The 16,479-nt window shown below is 74.5% G+C and carries 15 protein-coding genes; 11 read left to right on the forward strand and 4 right to left on the reverse strand.

From position 1 onward, the window contains the following. Window positions 1–4 precede the first annotated feature (4 nt). The 4 genes from tkt to IEX99_RS12250 all read left to right on the forward strand — a co-directional run bounded on the left by tkt (window position 5) and on the right by IEX99_RS12250 (window position 4,730). Window positions 5–2,050 (forward strand): transketolase, encoded by a 2,046-nt coding sequence (gene tkt / locus IEX99_RS12235; protein WP_188900593.1) that lies wholly within the window; start codon window positions 5–7, stop codon window positions 2,048–2,050. Window positions 2,051–2,069: 19 nt separating this feature from the next. Further along, window positions 2,070–3,092 (forward strand): type I glyceraldehyde-3-phosphate dehydrogenase, encoded by a 1,023-nt coding sequence (gap, locus tag IEX99_RS12240; protein WP_188900595.1) that lies wholly within the window; start codon window positions 2,070–2,072, stop codon window positions 3,090–3,092. An 18-nt stretch (window positions 3,093–3,110) separates the two neighbouring features. Beyond that, a complete protein-coding gene (locus tag IEX99_RS12245) occupies window positions 3,111–4,322 on the forward strand; it encodes a phosphoglycerate kinase (RefSeq protein ID WP_188900597.1) in 1,212 nt (403 codons plus the stop codon). A 213-nt stretch (window positions 4,323–4,535) separates the two neighbouring features. Continuing rightward, complete coding sequence (locus IEX99_RS12250) at window positions 4,536–4,730, forward strand: hypothetical protein (protein ID WP_188900599.1); 195 nt, start codon at window positions 4,536–4,538, stop codon at window positions 4,728–4,730. Between the two features lie 236 nt (window positions 4,731–4,966). On the opposite strand, the gene IEX99_RS12255 is transcribed toward IEX99_RS12250, so the two are convergent. The 4 genes from IEX99_RS12255 to IEX99_RS12270 form a co-directional block, all read right to left on the reverse strand. Continuing rightward, entirely contained in the window at window positions 4,967–5,809 is an 843-nt protein-coding gene (locus tag IEX99_RS12255; RefSeq protein WP_188900601.1) for a carbohydrate ABC transporter permease, read from the reverse strand. 9 nt (window positions 5,810–5,818) lie between these two features. Continuing rightward, window positions 5,819–6,769: a carbohydrate ABC transporter permease gene (locus tag IEX99_RS12260; RefSeq protein WP_308421490.1), complete on the reverse strand. Its 951-nt coding sequence runs from the start codon at window positions 6,767–6,769 to the stop codon at window positions 5,819–5,821. Further along, the gene (locus IEX99_RS12265) at window positions 6,766–8,049 is read right to left on the reverse strand and encodes an ABC transporter substrate-binding protein (RefSeq protein ID WP_188900603.1); all 1,284 of its coding nucleotides are present in this window, start codon (window positions 8,047–8,049) and stop codon (window positions 6,766–6,768) included. The genes IEX99_RS12260 and IEX99_RS12265 overlap by 4 nt, the downstream gene beginning before the upstream one ends. A gap of 357 nt (window positions 8,050–8,406) precedes the next feature. Further along, complete coding sequence (locus IEX99_RS12270) at window positions 8,407–8,754, reverse strand: hypothetical protein (RefSeq protein WP_188900605.1); 348 nt, start codon at window positions 8,752–8,754, stop codon at window positions 8,407–8,409. Between the two features lie 307 nt (window positions 8,755–9,061). Between IEX99_RS12270 and IEX99_RS12275 the strand changes: the two genes are divergently transcribed. From IEX99_RS12275 to IEX99_RS12305, 7 genes are all read left to right on the forward strand, one after another. Continuing rightward, window positions 9,062–10,297, forward strand: a complete 1,236-nt coding sequence (locus IEX99_RS12275; protein WP_188900607.1) for an ABC transporter substrate-binding protein — start codon at window positions 9,062–9,064, stop codon at window positions 10,295–10,297. Next, complete coding sequence (locus IEX99_RS12280; RefSeq protein ID WP_188900609.1) at window positions 10,294–11,103, forward strand: ABC transporter ATP-binding protein; 810 nt, start codon at window positions 10,294–10,296, stop codon at window positions 11,101–11,103. The genes IEX99_RS12275 and IEX99_RS12280 overlap by 4 nt, the downstream gene beginning before the upstream one ends. Continuing rightward, window positions 11,100–11,804 (forward strand): ABC transporter ATP-binding protein, encoded by a 705-nt coding sequence (locus IEX99_RS12285; RefSeq protein WP_188900611.1) that lies wholly within the window; start codon window positions 11,100–11,102, stop codon window positions 11,802–11,804. The genes IEX99_RS12280 and IEX99_RS12285 overlap by 4 nt, the downstream gene beginning before the upstream one ends. A gap of 6 nt (window positions 11,805–11,810) precedes the next feature. Next, the gene (locus tag IEX99_RS12290) at window positions 11,811–12,695 is read left to right on the forward strand and encodes a branched-chain amino acid ABC transporter permease (RefSeq protein WP_188900613.1); all 885 of its coding nucleotides are present in this window, start codon (window positions 11,811–11,813) and stop codon (window positions 12,693–12,695) included. Continuing rightward, window positions 12,695–13,627 carry a branched-chain amino acid ABC transporter permease gene (locus IEX99_RS12295; protein ID WP_188900615.1) on the forward strand — a complete coding sequence of 311 codons (933 nt, stop codon included), beginning with the start codon at window positions 12,695–12,697 and terminating at the stop codon, window positions 13,625–13,627. The genes IEX99_RS12290 and IEX99_RS12295 overlap by 1 nt, the downstream gene beginning before the upstream one ends. A 121-nt stretch (window positions 13,628–13,748) precedes the next feature. After that, window positions 13,749–15,368: a benzoylformate decarboxylase gene (gene mdlC, locus IEX99_RS12300; RefSeq protein ID WP_188900617.1), complete on the forward strand. Its 1,620-nt coding sequence runs from the start codon at window positions 13,749–13,751 to the stop codon at window positions 15,366–15,368. Window positions 15,369–15,482: 114 nt separating this feature from the next. After that, window positions 15,483–16,475, forward strand: coding sequence for a Bug family tripartite tricarboxylate transporter substrate binding protein (locus IEX99_RS12305; RefSeq protein ID WP_188900619.1), 993 nt, complete (start codon window positions 15,483–15,485; stop codon window positions 16,473–16,475). The last annotated feature ends 4 nt before the right edge of the window (window positions 16,476–16,479 follow it).

Genomic DNA, 16,479 nt, shown 5'->3' on the forward strand with positions numbered 1-16,479 from the left:
AAACTTGGCCAGCTCCGCCGCCGCCGTCCTCGACGCGCCCCCTCCGGCGCTCGCCGCCCAGGCGGCGATCCTCGCCCGCCCCGCCACGGAGGAGCGGCGCATGGCCGATGCGGTCCGCGCCCTCGCGATCGACGCGGTGGAGGGGGCGAGGTCCGGCCATCCCGGCATGCCGATGGGCATGGCCGACGCGGCGACGGTGCTGTTCACGCGCTTCCTCAAGTACGACGCCGCCGATCCGCGCTGGCCCGACCGCGACCGCTTCGTGCTCAGCGCCGGCCACGGCTCGATGCTGCTCTACGCCCTGCTCCACCTCACCGGCCATGCCGGGATGGGGATCGAGGAGCTGCGGCGCTTCCGCCAGCTCCACTCCCCCTGCGCCGGGCACCCGGAATACGGCGAGCATCCGGCGATCGAGACCACCACCGGCCCGCTCGGCCAGGGCCTCGCCACCGCGGTCGGCATGGCGCTCGCCGAGCGGATGCTCGCCGCGCGCTTCGGGCGCTCGCTGGTGGACCACCGCACCTGGGTGATCGCCTCCGACGGCGACCTGATGGAGGGGATCAGCCACGAGGCGATCTCGCTCGCCGGCCACCTGAAGCTGAACAAGCTCACGGTGCTGTTCGACGACAACGCGATCTCGATCGACGGCAGCACCGAGCTCGCGGTCTCGGACGACCAGCTCCGGCGCTTCGCCGCCTCCGGCTGGGCGGTGCGGCGGGTGGACGGGCACGACCACGCCGAGGTGGCGGCGGCGCTCTCCTGGGCGGTGCGCAACCGCAAGCCGACCCTGATCGCCTGCCGCACCATCATCGGCTTCGGCGCGCCGACCAAGGCGGGCACCGCCGCGACCCACGGCTCCCCGCTCGGGGCGGAGGAGGCGGCGGCGGCGAAGCGGGCGCTCGGCTGGCAGCACCCGCCCTTCGTCGTGCCCGAGGACCTCAGGGCGCGCTGGGAGGCCGCCGGCCGGCGCGGCGCGGGGGCGCGGCGGTCCTGGCTGAAGCGGCTCGCCAGGCACCCGCAGAGGGACGAATTCGAGCGCGCCCTCGCCGGGCGCCTGCCGGAGGGCTGGCACGAGCCGCTCGCGGCGCTGCGCGCGCGCCAGGCGGAGGAGAAGCCGAAGCTCGCGACGCGCGTCGCCTCGCAGCGGACGCTGGAGGCGCTGGTGCCGGCGGTGCCGGAGCTCGTCGGCGGCTCGGCGGACCTGACGGGCTCGGTCGGGACGCTGGCGAAGGGCATGGCCCCGGTCGCGCCGGGCAGCTACGCCGGGCGCTACGTCCACTGGGGCGTGCGCGAGCACGGCATGGCGGCGGCGATGAACGGGATGGCGCTGCACGGGGGTTTGATCCCCTACGGCGGCACCTTCCTCGTCTTCTCCGACTACATGCGCCCCGCGATCCGGCTTGCGGCGCTGATGCGCCAGCGGGTGATCCACGTCCTCACCCACGATTCCATCGGCCTCGGCGAGGACGGGCCGACGCATCAGCCGGTCGAGCACCTGGCCTCGCTGCGCGCCATGCCGAACCTGTTCGTCTTCCGCCCCGCCGACGCGATCGAGACCGCGGAGTGCTGGGAACTGGCGCTGCGCCGCGCCGACGGCCCCTCGGTGCTGGCGCTGACGCGGCAGAACGTCCCGGCGGTGCGCGGCGAGGCGGGCGAGAACCGCTGCGCCCGCGGCGGCTACGTGCTGGCGGAGGCGAGCGGCGCGCGCCGCGCCACCCTGATCGCCACCGGCAGCGAGGTCCACCTCGCGCTCGCGGCGCGCGAGTCGCTGGAGGCCGCGGGCATCCCCACCGCCGTCGTGTCGCTGCCCTGCTGGGAGATCTTCGCCGCCCAGGATGCGGGCTACCGCGACCAGGTGCTCGGTGACGCGTTGCGGGTGGGCGTGGAGGCGGCGGTCGGCCTCGGCTGGGAGCGGTGGATCGGGCCCGGGGGCGTGTTCATCGGCATGACCGGCTTCGGCGCCTCGGCGCCGGCCGAGGACCTGTTCCGCCACTTCGGCATCACCGCCGAGGCGGTGGTCGCGGCGGTGAAGCGCCGCCTGAACGTCTGACCGGGAAGGAGAACCAGGCATGGCCGTGAAGGTCGCGATCAACGGGTTCGGGCGCATCGGGCGCCTGGTGCTGCGCGCCGCCGTCGAGAGCGGGCGCGACGACCTCGAGTTCGTCGCCATCAACGACCTCGGCTCGGTCGAGGCGAACGCGCACCTGTTCCGCTACGACAGCGTCCACGGCCGCTTCCCCGGCGAGGTGACGGTCGAGGGCGACACCATCACGATCCGCGCCGGTGGCCGCACCTGGGGCCCGATCCACGTCACGGCGGAGCGCGACCCGGCGAAGCTGCCGCTCAAGGGCGTGGACGTGGCGATGGAGTGCACCGGCCTCTTCACCTCGAAGGAGAAGGCCTCCGCCCTGCTCGCCGCAGGCGCGCGCAAGGTGCTGATCTCCGCCCCCGCCGACGGGGTGGACGCGACCGTCGTCTACGGCGTCAACCACCAGGTGCTGACGAAGGAGATGACGGTCGTCTCCAACGCCTCCTGCACCACCAACTGCCTCGCGCCGATGGCCAAGGTGCTGCACGAGCGGTTCGGCATCCTGCGCGGCTACATGGTGACGGTGCACGCCTACACCGGCGACCAGAACACCGTGGACACGCTGCACAAGGACCTGCACCGGGCGCGCGCCGCCGCCGTCTCGGCGATCCCGACGACGACCGGCGCGGCGCGCGCGGTCGGCCTCGTGCTGCCGGAGCTGAAGGGCAAGCTCGACGGCACCGCGATCCGCATCCCGACGCCGAACGTCTCGCTCGTCTCGCTCGACGTGAACCTGCGGACCGAGGGGGTGACGAAGGAGCAGGTGAACGCGGCGATGAAGGAGGCCGCGGAGGGCGCGCTGAAGGGGATCCTGGCCTACAACACCGCCCCGCTCGTCTCGGTGGACTTCAACCACAACCCCGCGAGCTGCACCTTCGACGCGACGCAGACCCAGAGCGTGGACGGCGGCGGCATGGTCCGCGTCATGGGCTGGTACGACAACGAGTGGGGCTTCTCCAACCGCATGTCCGACACCGCCGCGCTGCTCGGGCGGCTCGGCTGACGGGGAGGAACGACGCGCATGGCCCGCTTCCGCACGCTGGACCAGCTCGGCGACCCGCGGGGGAAGCGGGTCCTGCTGCGCGCCGACCTCAACGTGCCGGTCAAGGACGGCGCCATCACCGACCGCACCCGGATCGAGCGCCTGACGCCGACGATCCGCGAGCTCGCCGACAAGGGGGCGCGGGTGGTGGTGATCAGCCATTTCGACCGGCCCAAGGGCCGGCGCGTGCCGGAGATGTCGCTCCGGCCGCTGGTCGAGGCGCTCGCCGCCGCGCTGCACCGCCCCGTCGCCTGGGCCGACGACTGCGTCGGGCCGGCGGCCGAGACGGCGGTCGCGGCGCTCAGGGACGGCGAGGTGCTGCTGCTCGAGAACACGCGCTTCCATCCCGGGGAGGAGAAGAACGACCCGGAGATGGCGAAGGCGCTTGCCCGGCTCGCCGATGTCTACGTGAACGACGCCTTCTCCGCCGCCCACCGCGCGCACGCCAGCACCGAGGGCGTGGCGCGGCTGCTGCCCGCCTATGCGGGGCGGCTGATGCAGGCGGAGCTGGAGGCGCTGGACGCCGCGCTCGGCAACCCGGCGCGGCCGGTGGTGGCGATCGTCGGCGGCGCCAAGGTCTCGACCAAGCTCGACCTGCTCGGCAACCTCTCGCGCAGGGTGGAGGTGCTGGTGATCGGCGGCGCGATGGCCAACACCTTCCTCGCCGCGCAGGGCAGGCCGGTGGGCCGCTCGCTCCAGGAGGCGGAGATGCACGGCACCGCCCGCCGCATCCTGGAGGAGGCGCGCGCCGCCAATTGCGAGGTGGTGCTGCCGCTCGACCTGGTGGTCGCGGCCGAGCTGCGGCCGGATGCGCCGACCCGCACCGTGCCGGCGGACGCGATCCCGGCGGACATGATGGCGCTCGACCTCGGCCCCGAGACGGTGGCGGCGATCGAGGCGCGGCTGCGCCGGGCCTCGACGCTGGTCTGGAACGGCCCGCTCGGCGCCTTCGAGACGCCTCCCTTCGACGCCGCGACGGTCGCGGTGGCGCAGACGGTGGCGGCGCTGACGCAGTCCGGCGCGCTGAAGTCCATCGCCGGCGGCGGCGACACGGTCTCGGCGCTGCGCCATGCGGAAGTGCTGGACCGGCTGAGCTACGTCTCGACTGCGGGCGGAGCGTTCCTCGAGTGGCTGGAGGGAAAGACCCTGCCGGGCGTGGCGGCGCTGGAGGCGTCGCCGCCGGCGCGCTGAGCGGCGGGGCCGGGCCCTTTCCCGCGGGCACAGCCATAGGTTGCTGGAAGGTTAACGCGGAGCCGGGCGATGCTCGGCGCCATGCGCATCGCCTGGCCGCGCCGCCGCGTCGCCTCTTCCCCCATCCGGTCCCGTCGGCGGCCGGGTGCGGGGCAGCGTCGCGCCGGCGGCGCATCAACCCGGCCTTCATCTCTCGGGCTGATGATCCTGCGCATGATCAGCCTGAACTCGCTTGCCGCCTTCACCGCCGAGGTCACGCGCAACGCGGGCCTGCAGCCGTGGCGCGGCGCGGCGCCTGCCGTGCCCGCGCCGGCCTCCGCCGCGCCGCAGAGGGTGCTGCACGAGGTGCCGCCGCACCCGCCGGCCCACCCGCTGCCGCGGGGGTCGCTGCTCGACCTGCGGATCTGACGACCGCCGGTTGCGCGGGACGGCAGGGCGCCGAGGGCGGCTCGGCGCCCGGACGCGGCGGAGCGGGTGCCAGTCGCGCCCGGCCGATCTGCGGCACGAACGGGCCGCTGCAACGGTGGCTCCTCGCACGGGCGCGCCGGTTGATCGGCGGGGGGCGCGCGCCATGCCGAGTCCCGCCGCGCCCGGGCCAGGGACCGGGGGATGCGGCGCGCCTGCTGCCCGGACGCCCCGCGCCGTCAGCCCTTGACGGCGCCGGCGGTCAACCCGGAGACGATCCGGCGCTGGAAGACCAGCACCAGAAGGATCAGCGGCACGGTCACGATCACCGACGCGGCCATGATGCGGCCCCAGGGCAGCTCGAACCGGCTCGCCCCGGTGATCAGCGCGATGGCGACCGGAACGGTCCGCCTCTCGTCGGTCAGCGTGAAGGTCAGGGCGAACAGGAACTCGTTCCAGGCGGCGATGAAGGCGAGCAGGCCGGTGGTCGCCAGCGCCGGTCCCATCAGCGGCAGGAACACGCGCGTGACGATGATCCAGGGGGTCGCCCCGTCCAGCACCGCGGCCTCCTCCAGCTCCTTCGGCATCTCGCGCATGAAGGCGGTCAGCACCCAGACCGCGAAGGGCAGGGTGAAGATCATGTAGCTGAGCGTGAGCGCGAACAGGGTGTTGTAGAGGCCGAGCCAGCGCACCAGCTCGAACATCCCCGACAGCACCGCCACCTGCGGGAACATCGAGACCGCGAGGACCGCCATCAGCACCGTGCTCCGTCCGCGGAAACGGACCCGGCCCAGCGCGTAGGCCGCGGTCACCGCGAGGAACAGCGACAGCGCCACGACCGAGCCGGCGACCAGGACCGAGTTCAGGATGTTCCGGCCGAACGGCTGCTCGCGGAACAGGGCGGCGTAGTTGTCCCAATGCGGGTCGCGCGGGATGAACTCGACGGTGAACAGGGCGCCGCCCGCCTTCAGCGAGGAGACGACGGCCCAGTAGAAGGGGAAGACCGCGTACAGGACGATCGCCGCGACCAGCAGGTGGAGCAGCGCGCGGGCGATGGTCCTGCGGAGTCTGCGGCGGCGCATGGCCCGCTCCTAGTCGTCGCTGGTGCCGAACCTGAGCCTGCCGGCGGTGATGCAGACCACCGTCACGGCGGCGATGATCAGGAACAGGAGGGTCGAGGCGGCCGACCCGTAGCCGAGGTCCTGGAAATCGACGAGCTGCTGGCGCGCATAGACCGACATCGAGGCCGTCGCGCGGCTGTTGCCGGTCAGCACGTACATCAGGTCGAACACGCGCAGCGCGTCCAGCGTGCGGAAGATGATCGCCACCATCATCGCCGGCCAGATCAGCGGCAGCGTGATCCGGAAGAAGCTGCCGACCGGGCCGAGGCCGTCCACCGCCGCGGCCTCGTACAGCTCGTCCGGCAGCAGCTGCAGCGCGGCCAGGATCAGCAGCGCCATGAACGGCGTGGTCTTCCAGACATCCACCGCGATCACCGCCCACATCGCGAGGCCCGGATCGGCGGCCCAGGCGCGGGGCTCGCCGATCAGGCCGAGCGTCACGAGCAGCTCGTTGATGACGCCGAACTGGTCGTGCAGCATCCAGCCCCACATCTGCGCGGAGACCACGGTCGGGATCGCCCAGGGGATCAGCATGGCGGCGCGCAGCAGCCCGCGGCCCCGCAATTGCGCGTTCAGGGTCAGCGCGACGACCGTGCCCAGGACGGTCTCCAGCCCGACCGAGACCACGGCGAAGAACACCGTGTTCCACACCGACCGCCACCAGTCCGGATCGGTGGCGAGATAGTAGAAGTTCAGGAATCCGACGAACTCGTGGTACTCGATGTCGTACAGCGTGGCGTCGGTGAAGGCGAAGTAGACCGTGCGCACCAGCGGCCAGCCCGCCACCAGCGCCAGCACCGCCGCCATCGGCAGCAGGAACAGACGGGCCGCGCGCCGGCGATGGCGCGCCAGGTCGGAGCCGCGCCGGGCGGCGGTGCCGGGCGGGGCGGCGCGGCGGCCGCGTCCGGTCGCGGCGGTCACGGCCGGCCCCGCCACCGGCCGCCGCGGCTGACCCGTTCCAGCGTGCGCTCCAGGCGCTGCAGCGCCGCCCCGGCCTCGCTCCGGCCGGAGAGGACGGCGTGGACGGCGTTCCAGACCTCCGCCGAGACTTGGTTGTAGCGCGCGCCGGCGACGCCGGACGGTCGCGCCACGGCGTTGACGACGGCGCCGTGGAGCTCGCGGAGGAACGGGTTCGCCGCCAGCACCTCGGGGTCCTGGTAGAGCGCCTCGATCGTCGGGTTGAAGCCGCCGGCGATCGCGCGCCGCTTCTGCTCGGCCCGGCCGGTCAGGTGGCGTACCAGGTCGATCGCCGCCTCGCGGCTGCGCGAGTACCGCGACACCGCGAGCTGCTCGCCGCCGAGCGCCGCGGCGTGACTGCCTTCCGGCCCGCCCCTGGGCAGCATGGCGACGCCGACGGCGCCGCCGACCGGACTGTCCGCGGCGTTGACCAGGCCCCAGGCGTAGGGCCAATTGCGCATGAAGACGGCATTGCCCGACTGGAAAACGCCGCGGGCCTCCTCCTCGGCGTAGTTCAGCACGCCGCGCGGCGCGATCGTGCCGACCCAGGAGGCAGCCCGGGCCAGCGCCGCGGCGGCACGGGGGTTGTTGACGGTGATGGCGCCGTCCGGCGCGACGATCGTGCCGGCGCCGTGGCTGTGCAGCCACTCCAGGACGTTGACGGTCAGCCCCTCGTAGGGGCGGCCCTGGAAGACGTAGCCCCACATCCGGTCATTGCCGGCGGCGCGCTCGCCGGCCATCACGATGCGGGCCGTCTCGGCCATCTCCTTCCAGGTCTCGGGGACGCGGCGCCCGTACTTGGCCAGCAGGTCGCGGCGGTAGTAGAGCAGGCCGGCATTGGCGAACCAGGGCATGGCGACCAGCCGGCCAGCCACCGTGTTGTTCCGCACGATCGCCGCGAAGTGCTGGTCGAGCGTCTCCCGGCCGACATGGCCGGAGAGGTCGGCCAGGTGGTTGGCGAGGATGCCCGGCCAGACCACGTCGATCTGCAACACGTCGATGTCGCCGGATCGCGCGGCGAGGAGCTGCTGGTAGAGCGCCAGGCGCTCGGTGGCGCTGCCGGGCGTGGAGACCATGCGGACCCGGTTGCCGGTCTGCCGGGCCCAGGCCTCCGCGCCCTCCCGGCACAGCGCGAACTCCATCCCGACCGCACCGCACGAGATGGCGACCGTCGCCTGGCCGGCGGCCGGCCCGGCAAGCGCCGCCAGGGTCGCGAGTACTGCCGCCGCCGCGATCCCCCTCATCCGATCGTCCTCCGGGTCATCCTCGCCGGCTGCCGGGTGGCGGTCCAGGCCGCACCGCAACGAGCAACGCGGCGCGCGGCCGGGCGATGCGGCGGCGTCCGGGCACGCAGCGGCCGACCGCAGGGGGCGCCGGGCCTGGCGCGGCGGGGTTGCGCGGGGGGCAGGCAGGCTCGCCGGCCTCCGCCGCATTCCGCGGCGCATGACGGATCCCCCGGATGGTGACCGGTCCGCCCTCGACCGCCCGCGCCGGGCCCTACGGGATCCCGGATGGGGGAGCGGTTCGAGCGGTTCGGGAGAACGTTCGACGGGCCGCCATGATCGCACGCGCGCAATGGCCCGCGGCCGCGCCGGCCGGGATCACGCGCCGCCCCGATCCAGCGCCCGCAGGTCGCGCGCCAGCGAGCGCAGGACGGCCGCCTCGGCTTCCACGATGCTGCCGTCGGCGGCCTCGATCACGGCCTCGACGATGAACTCGGTCTTGCTCGCCGCCTCGGCCAGCGTGCGCGGCCGCGCCTCCGCCAGCGCGGCGAGCAGCGCGAGCTGGACCTCGCCGGACGCCACGACCTCGTCCCAGGTGTCCGCCTCGTCGGACAGGACGACCTGGTGCCGAAGGGCGGCGAGGAGGCCGCCGATGTCGGTCACGCCCGGGACGGGCCGGCCGGCGCCGCCTTCGCCCGGGTTCCCGTTGTCGCGGCTGCCGTCCATGCCCTGCCTCGATGGTCCGATCGCACGCCTGCCTTGCCGGGCATTTCTGGCGGGACCGGCCGGCGGCTGCCTTGATCGCGGTCAAGCCGGCGCGCCGGCCCCGGACGCGAGGTCCGGTGGCCGGCGTTCTCGACGGGCGGAAGAGAGTGGCTGCGCGCCCTTCGCGGTGCTACCCGATGAGCCGCTGGCTCGACGCCCGCCGGTCCTTGGTGCGACCGCGGAAGGGGCCCATGTAGCGGGGGCCGTCCGACGGCGCGCCCGTGCGCGTGCCGGACCGGAAGGGGAGAAACGGACCGGGAGTTGCATCATGATCCAGCTCGCTTTGGGACGGCGTGCCGCGCTCGTTCTCGGTGCCGGCGGTCTCGCTTGGCCGGCCGTCGGCCGGGCGCAATCCGAGCCGGTGCGGATCGGCGCGATCCTCTCCGCCTCCGGAGGCCTCGCGGCCTTCACCCCGCCCATCCGCGCCGGCATCGGGCTGGCGCTCGAGGAGGTCAACGCCGCCGGCGGGCTGCTGGGCGGCCGGCGCCTGCAGCTGGTCGAGGCGGACGACCAGACCAATCCGCAGGTGGCGGTCTCCGTCGCGACCCGTCTCGTCCAGGCCGACAACGTCTCGGCCATCATCGGGCCGATGGCCTCCGGCATCACCATCGCCGTCGCCAATGCGGTCACGGTGCCGGCCGGCGTCCCCATCATCTCCCCCTCCGCCACGGCGCCGGCGGTCAGCCAGATCCAGGACAACGACACGGTGTTCCGCACCGCCGTCCCCGACGACCTGCAGGGCCAGGTGCTGGCCCGGGTGGTGCGCGAGCGGGGGATCGAGCGGGCCGCCGTCATGGCGATCAACAACGACTACGGGCGCGGGCTTGCGAACGCCTTCTCGACGAGCTTCCAGGCGCGCGGCGGCACCGTGACCGCCTCGCAGAACTTCGAGGAGAACCGCCCCTCCTACCGGGCCGAGCTGCAGACCCTCGCCGGCCGCGGCGGCCCGCAGGCGCTGGTGCTGATCGCCTACCCGGCCTCGGGGGGCAACACCATCCTGCGGAACGCGATCGAGAACGCCTTCTTCACCCGCTTCGTCCTGACCGACGGCATGCGCGACCAGTCGGTGGTCGAGGCGGTCGGCGCTCGCCCCCTCGCGGGCAGCATCGGCACCGCCCCGGGCAGCGCCGCGACGCCCGAGCAGCGCGCGAAGTACGAGGCCGCGTTCCGCCGCGCCAATCCCAACCTCGATCCGGGCGGGGCCTTCGTGGCCCAGGCCTACGACGCCGCCTACGTGATCGCCCTCGCCATCCAGCGGGCCGGCTCGGCCGAGCGCGCCGCCATCCGCGCCGCGATCCGCGAGGTCGCCAACGCGCCCGGCGAGGTTGTGGGCCCGGGCGAGTTCGCCCGCGCCCGCGACCTCCTCGCGCGCGGCGCGGCGATCAATTACGAGGGCGCGTCCGGCCCGATCGAGTTCAACCAGCATGGCGACGCGCAGGGGCGCATCGAGGTCTGGGAGATCCAGGACGGCCGCATCGTCACCATCGCCAACGTGTCGGAGTGAGCACCCAGACGGGGGCCGCCCCGCCGCCCGCGCTCGAGGTGCAGGGGCTGACGAAGCGCTTCGGCGGCTTCGTCGCCCTCGACGGCGTCTCGCTGGCGGTGCCGGAGGGCTCGATCACGGGGCTGATCGGGCCGAACGGTGCCGGCAAGTCCACCCTGTTCGCGACCGTCGCCGGGTTCCTCCCGCCCGGCGGCGGTCGCGTGCTGCTGCGCGGCAGGGACGTGACCGGCGCACCGCCCTGGCGGCTGCACGCCGCCGGCCTGGTGCGCACCTTCCAGATCCCGCGCCCGTTCGCGCGACTGACGGTCGCCGAGAACCTCGCGGTCGCCGCCCCCGGCCAGGAAGGCGAGCGCCTGCCGCTGCCGTGGTTCGCGCGCGGCCGGATCCGCGAGCAGGAGCGCGCGCTACGCCGGCGCGCCATGCAGGTGCTGGAGCGGCTGGACCTCGCGGCGCACGCCGACCGGCCGGCCTCCGCCCTCTCCGGCGGGCAGAAGAAGCTGCTGGAGATCGGCCGGGCGCTGATGAGCGGGGCCGACCTCATCCTGCTCGACGAGCCCGCCGCCGGCGTGAACCGCACGCTGCTCCGCGCCATCGCCGAGACGATCGCCCGGCTGAACCGCGAGGACGGCATCACCTTCCTCGTGATCGAGCATGACCTCGATCTCGTCGCCGAACTCTGCGAGCCCGTGCACTGCATGGCGGAAGGGCGCGTCATCGCGAGTGGCCGCATGGCCGAGGTCCGGGCCGACCCGGCCGTGGCCGAGGCCTATCTCGGCATGGCGCTCCTCCCCGATGCCGCGCCATGAGCCTGCTCGAGGTCCGCGGCGCCGTCGGCGGCTACGGGGAGGCCGACATCCTCCACGGCGCGGACCTGACCGTCGCGGCCGGGCAGGTGGTCGTGGTCATCGGCCCCAACGGGGCGGGGAAGAGCACCCTGCTGAAGGCCGTCGCCGGCCTGGTTCCCCTGCGCGCGGGCCGCGTCGTCTTCGACGGATCGGACATCACGAACCGTCCCGCGGAGGAGCTGGTCGGCCGGGGCCTCGCCTACGTCCCGCAGGAACGCAACGTCTTTCCCAGCCTGACCGTGGAGGAGAACCTCGCGATGGGCGCCTTCGTCCGCCCTTCCGCGACCGCCGCGGGGCTCGAGCGGGTCTATGCGCTCCTCCCCGATCTCCTGCCCAGGCGCCGCGTGCCGGCCGGCAGCCTCTCCGGCGGGCAGCGGCAGATGCTGGCGATCGGCCGGGCCCTGATGCTGGAGCCGCGGCTCGTCATGCTGGACGAGCCGACGGCGGGCCTGTCGCCGCGGTTCTGCGCCATGATCTTCGGGAAGATCAGGGAGATCGCCGCCTCCGGCGCGGCGGTGCTGATGGTCGAGCAGAATGCCCGGCCCGCCCTCGCCGTGGCCGACCGCGGCGTCGTGCTCGCGATGGGGCGCAACCGGGCCGAGGACACGGGGGCGGCGCTGCTGGCCAATCCGGAGATCGGACGCCTGTTCCTGGGGGGCTGAGCGCCGGTGCTGGAGTTCGTCAATTTCTACCTGATCCCCGGCCTGGTGCTCGGGGCGATCTACGCGATCGCCGCGGCCGGCCTGTCGCTGGTCTACGGCGTCATGCGCTTCGCCAACTTCGCCCATGGCGACCTGATGACGTGGGGCGCCTATGCGGCGCTGGTCGCCGTGACCGGGCTCGGGATCAGCCCCTGGGCGGCGTTGCCCGTGGCGGTGGCGGCCACCGTCCCGGTCGCCTGGGCGGTGGACGCCGCGTTCTACGCGCGGCTGCGGCGGGCGGCGCCGGCGGTGCTGCTGATCTCCAGCTTCGGCGCGGCGCTGATGATGCGCGCGGTCGTGTACTTCGTGTTCGGCCCGACGCCGTGGACCTACGCGCGGGGCGTGACGCCGCCGCTCATGCTCGGCGCCGTCCGCATCCAGCAGCGGCATCTCCTCATCCTGGCCGGCGCGGCGCTGGCGGCGCTGGCGCTGCACCTGCTGCTCGCCCGCACCCGGGCGGGACGGGCCATGCGGGCGATGGCCGACGAGCCGGATCTCGCCCGCGTCACCGGCGTGCCGGTGCGGGGGGTCATCCGCCTCACCTGGGCGGTGGCCGCGGCGCTCGCGGCGATCGCCGGCGTGTTCCTCGCGATCGACACCGAGCTCACGCCGCTACTCGGCTTCCACGTGCTGCTTGCCGCCTTCGCCGCGGCCATCCTCGGCGGCATCGGCCGGCCCTGGGGCGCGGCGCTGGGCGGCCTGGTGCTCGGGCTGGCGGAGGAGCTGGCGACCTATCCGTTCATCGCCGGCGCCCCGCTGCTCGAGCCCGCCTACAAGACCGGCGTCGCCTTCGCCGTGCTGGTGCTGGCGCTGATCTTCCGCCCGCGGGGGCTGTTCGGGGGGATCGGCTGATGGAAGCCGCGGCGCTGTATGTCGCGACCATGCTCACCCTCGCCGGCATCTACGCGGCGCTGGCGGTCGGGCTGAACCTGCAGTGGGGGCTGACGGGCCTGATGAACTTCGGCGGCCTCGGCTTCGTCGCCGTCGGCGCCTACACCTCGGCGATCCTGACGGCGGGCGAGAGCGCGCAGCACCTCGGCGGATTCGGCTGGCCGTGGTGGGCCGCCTGGCCGCTCGCCGCCGCCGCGGGGGCGCTGCTGGCGCTGCCGATCGGCGCGATCAGCCTGCGGCTGCGGGCCGACTACCTGGCGATCGCCACGCTCGGCGTCGCCGAGATCCTCCGCCTCGCCGTCCGCAACGAGGACTGGCTGACCGGCGGTCCGCTCGGCGTGCCCGGCATTCCGCGGCCTTTCGAGGCGTTCGGCCAGCCCTGGGGGCAGCTCGCCTACCTCGCGCTGGTCGCCGCCATGGTGGCGGCGCTGTTCGCGCTCGCGCAGGCGACGGCCCACAGCCCCTTCGGACGGACGCTGCGCGCGATCCGCGACGATGAGGAGGCCGCGAAGGCCGCGGGCAAGAACCCGGCCGCCTTCCGCCTGCAGGCCTTCGTCCTGGGGGCCGCCTGCATGGGGCTCGCCGGGGCGATGCTGGCGCACTTCTTCAAGTTCATGGGGCCGGACGCGCTCGATCCGGTCACCACCACCTTCCTCGTCTGGGTGATGCTGATCGCGGGCGGCTCCGGCAACAACTTCGGCGCGGTGCTCGGCGCGGTGGCGGTGTGGGCCGTGTGGGCGGCGACCGACTGGCTCGCGGCCCAGCTCCCGGGCGAGCTCGCGACGCGCGCGGCCTATGTGCGCCTGTTCCTGATCGGCCTCGCCCTGCAGCTGATCCTGCTGTACCGCCCGCAGGGGCTGATCGGCGAACGGCCGCCGCGCCCCCCTGCCTGACCGGAACGGAGCGCGAGGCCCGGACGGGAAGCGCGGGCGCAGCCGGGCCTTCGCGGCTATCCTGCCCCGCGGGAACGCGGGGTCGCGGCACCGCGACCGGCACACGAGGCGAAGGGCACAGATGACGCGGAAGAATGCGGGCGCGACCACGACCACGGTCCGCGGAGCGGTGATCGAGCTGCTCCGCTCCCTCGGCATGACCACCGTGTTCGGCAATCCCGGCTCGACGGAACTGCCGTTCCTCGACCGCTGGCCGGCGGACTTCCGCTACGTCTTCGGCCTGCAGGAGGCGGCCGTCGTCGGGATGGCGGACGGCCATGCGCGCGCCACCGGCAACGCGGCCTTCGTCAACCTGCACTCGGCCGCCGGCGTCGGCCACGCGCTCGGCAACGTCTTCACCGCCTACCGCAACCGCGCGCCGCTGGTCATCACCGCCGGCCAGCTGGCGCGCGCGCTGCTGCCGAACCTGCCCTTCCTCGGCGCCAGCGAGGCGGCGAGCTTCCCCAGGCCCTACGTCAAGTACAGCATCGAGCCCGCGCGCGCCGAGGACGTGCCGGCCGCCATCGCCCACGCCTATCACGTCGCGATGCGCCGCCCCCGCGGCCCCACCTTCGTCTCCATCCCCGCGGACGACTGGGCCGCGCCCTGCCGGCCCGTGCCGGCGCGCGCCGTCTCGCAGGACGTCGCGCCCGATCCGGCGCTGATCGCCGACGCCGCGCGCGCCGTCGCGGCGGCGAAGCGCCCCGTGCTCGTCGTCGGCCCGGAGGTGGACGAGGAGGGGGCGGGCGAGGCGATGGTGGCGCTGGCCGAGCGCATCGCCGCGCCGGTCCTCGCCGGCCCCTTCTCCGCGCGGCTCTCCTTCCCGGAGGACCATCCCCTGTTCGCCGGCTTCCTCGCCGCCGCGCCGCAGGCGGTCTCGGACGCGCTCCTGCCGCACGACCTGGTGCTGGTGGTGGGCGCGCCGGTCTTCACCTTCCATGTCGGCGGCGACGCCGCGATCTTCCGCAGCGGCATCCCGATCCTGCATCTGACGACGGACGAGGAGGCCGCCGCCTCCGCCCCCGCGGGCACGAGCATCCTCGGCAGCCTGCGCCTCGCCCTGCCGGCGCTGGCCGCGGCCCTGCCCGAAGCCGCCGGCCGCACCCCCCCGCCGCCCCGCCCGCGCCCTGCGCCGCCGTCGCCCGCCCACCCCATCCCGGCCGCCTACCTCCTGCACCGGCTGCACGCGGCGCTGCCGGAGGACGCGACCCTGGTCGAGGAGGCGCCGTCGCACCGCCCGGCGATCCAGGCGCAGATGCCGATGCGGCGCTGGGGCAGCTTCCTCACCATGGCGAGCGGCGGCCTCGGCTACGCGCTCCCCGCCGCGGTCGGCGTCGCGCTGGCGCGGCCCGGCCGGCGCGTCCTGTGCCTGATCGGCGACGGTTCGATGATGTACTCGCCGCAGGCGCTGTGGACCGCCGTGCAGCATCGGTTGCCGCTGACGGTCGTGGTGATCAACAACGCCGGCTACGGCGCCCTGCGCTCCTTCAGCCGGGTGCTGCAGGTGCGCGACGCGCCGGGCATCGACCTGCCCGGGCTCGACTTCGTGAGCCTGGCGCGCGGCATGGGCTGCCCCGGCGTGCGGGTGACGCGCGCCGAGGAGCTGGACGCGGCGCTGGCGGAGGCCTTCCGCGCCGAGGGGCCGGCGCTCGTGGACGTCGTCGTGGATCCGGCGATCCCGACCCTCTACGAGAGGGCGTGACCCGGCGCCGGCCGGCGACCGCGGACCGTGGCGCGCGGCCCGGCGTCCGGCGCATCCTGGAGCGCGGCGCCGCAGGCGCCGTACGCCAGGCCGATCCGGGAGGAACCATCCGAGATGCCCAAGACGACCCCAGCGCCCCGCCGTGCCGTCCTCGGCGCCGTCGGCGGCCTCGCCCTCGCCGTGCCCCGCCGCCTCGGCGCGCAGGGCGACGCCTGGCCGACGCGCCCGGTCCGCGTCGTCGTCCCCTTCCCGCCGGGCGGGCTGGTGGACACCCTCGCCCGCGCCGTCTCGCAGCACCTCAGCGCGGCGCTCGGACAGCCGGTGGTGGTGGAGAACCGTGCCGGCGCCGGCGGCAACATCGGCGCGGACGTCGTCGCGAAGGCCGCGCCGGACGGCCACACCCTGCTCGCGAGCTCGCTCGGGCCGATCGCGGTGAACCAGTACATCTACCGCAGCATGCCCTACGACACGCGGACGGCCTTCGCGCCCATCGTGCTGCTCGCCGCCACGCCGAAGGTGATGTGCGTCGCCAACGCGCGTCCCTGGCGCACCGTGCAGGACGTGATCGGCGAGGCGAAGGCGAGGCCCGGCCAGCTCACCGCCGGCTCGGCGGGGCCGGGCAGCAGCCTCCACCTCGCGCTCGAGCTGTTCAAGCGCGTCACCGGCACCGACATCCAGCACGTGCCCTACCGCGGCGCCGCGCCGGCGGTGACCGACCTCGTCGCCGGGCAGATCGACATGCTGATCGACAACGTGCCGAACATCCTCGGCCAGATCCGCGGCGCCGCGGTGCGCCCGCTGGCGGTCGCGACCGAGCGGCGCCTGCCGCAGCTGCCCGAGGTCCCCACCATGGCGGAGCAGGGGCTGGACTTCGTGTTCGGCACCGCCTTCGGCCTGGTCGCCCCGAGCGGCACCCCGCCCGCGATCGTCGAACGCATCGCGGCGGCGGTGACCGCCGCGCTGCGCGAGCCGGAGATCGGCGGGCGGCTCGTCGAGCAGGGCGCGATCCTCGGCGGCGGCACGCCCGCGCAATTCGCCGCGCTGATCGAGCGCGAGCGCAGCCTGCTCGAGCCGGTCATCCGCGCCGCGAACATCCGCGCGGAGTGAGCGG

This window comes from Caldovatus sediminis (assembly GCF_014644455.1).
In the GTDB taxonomy this organism is placed as follows: domain Bacteria; phylum Pseudomonadota; class Alphaproteobacteria; order Acetobacterales; family Acetobacteraceae; genus Caldovatus; species Caldovatus sediminis.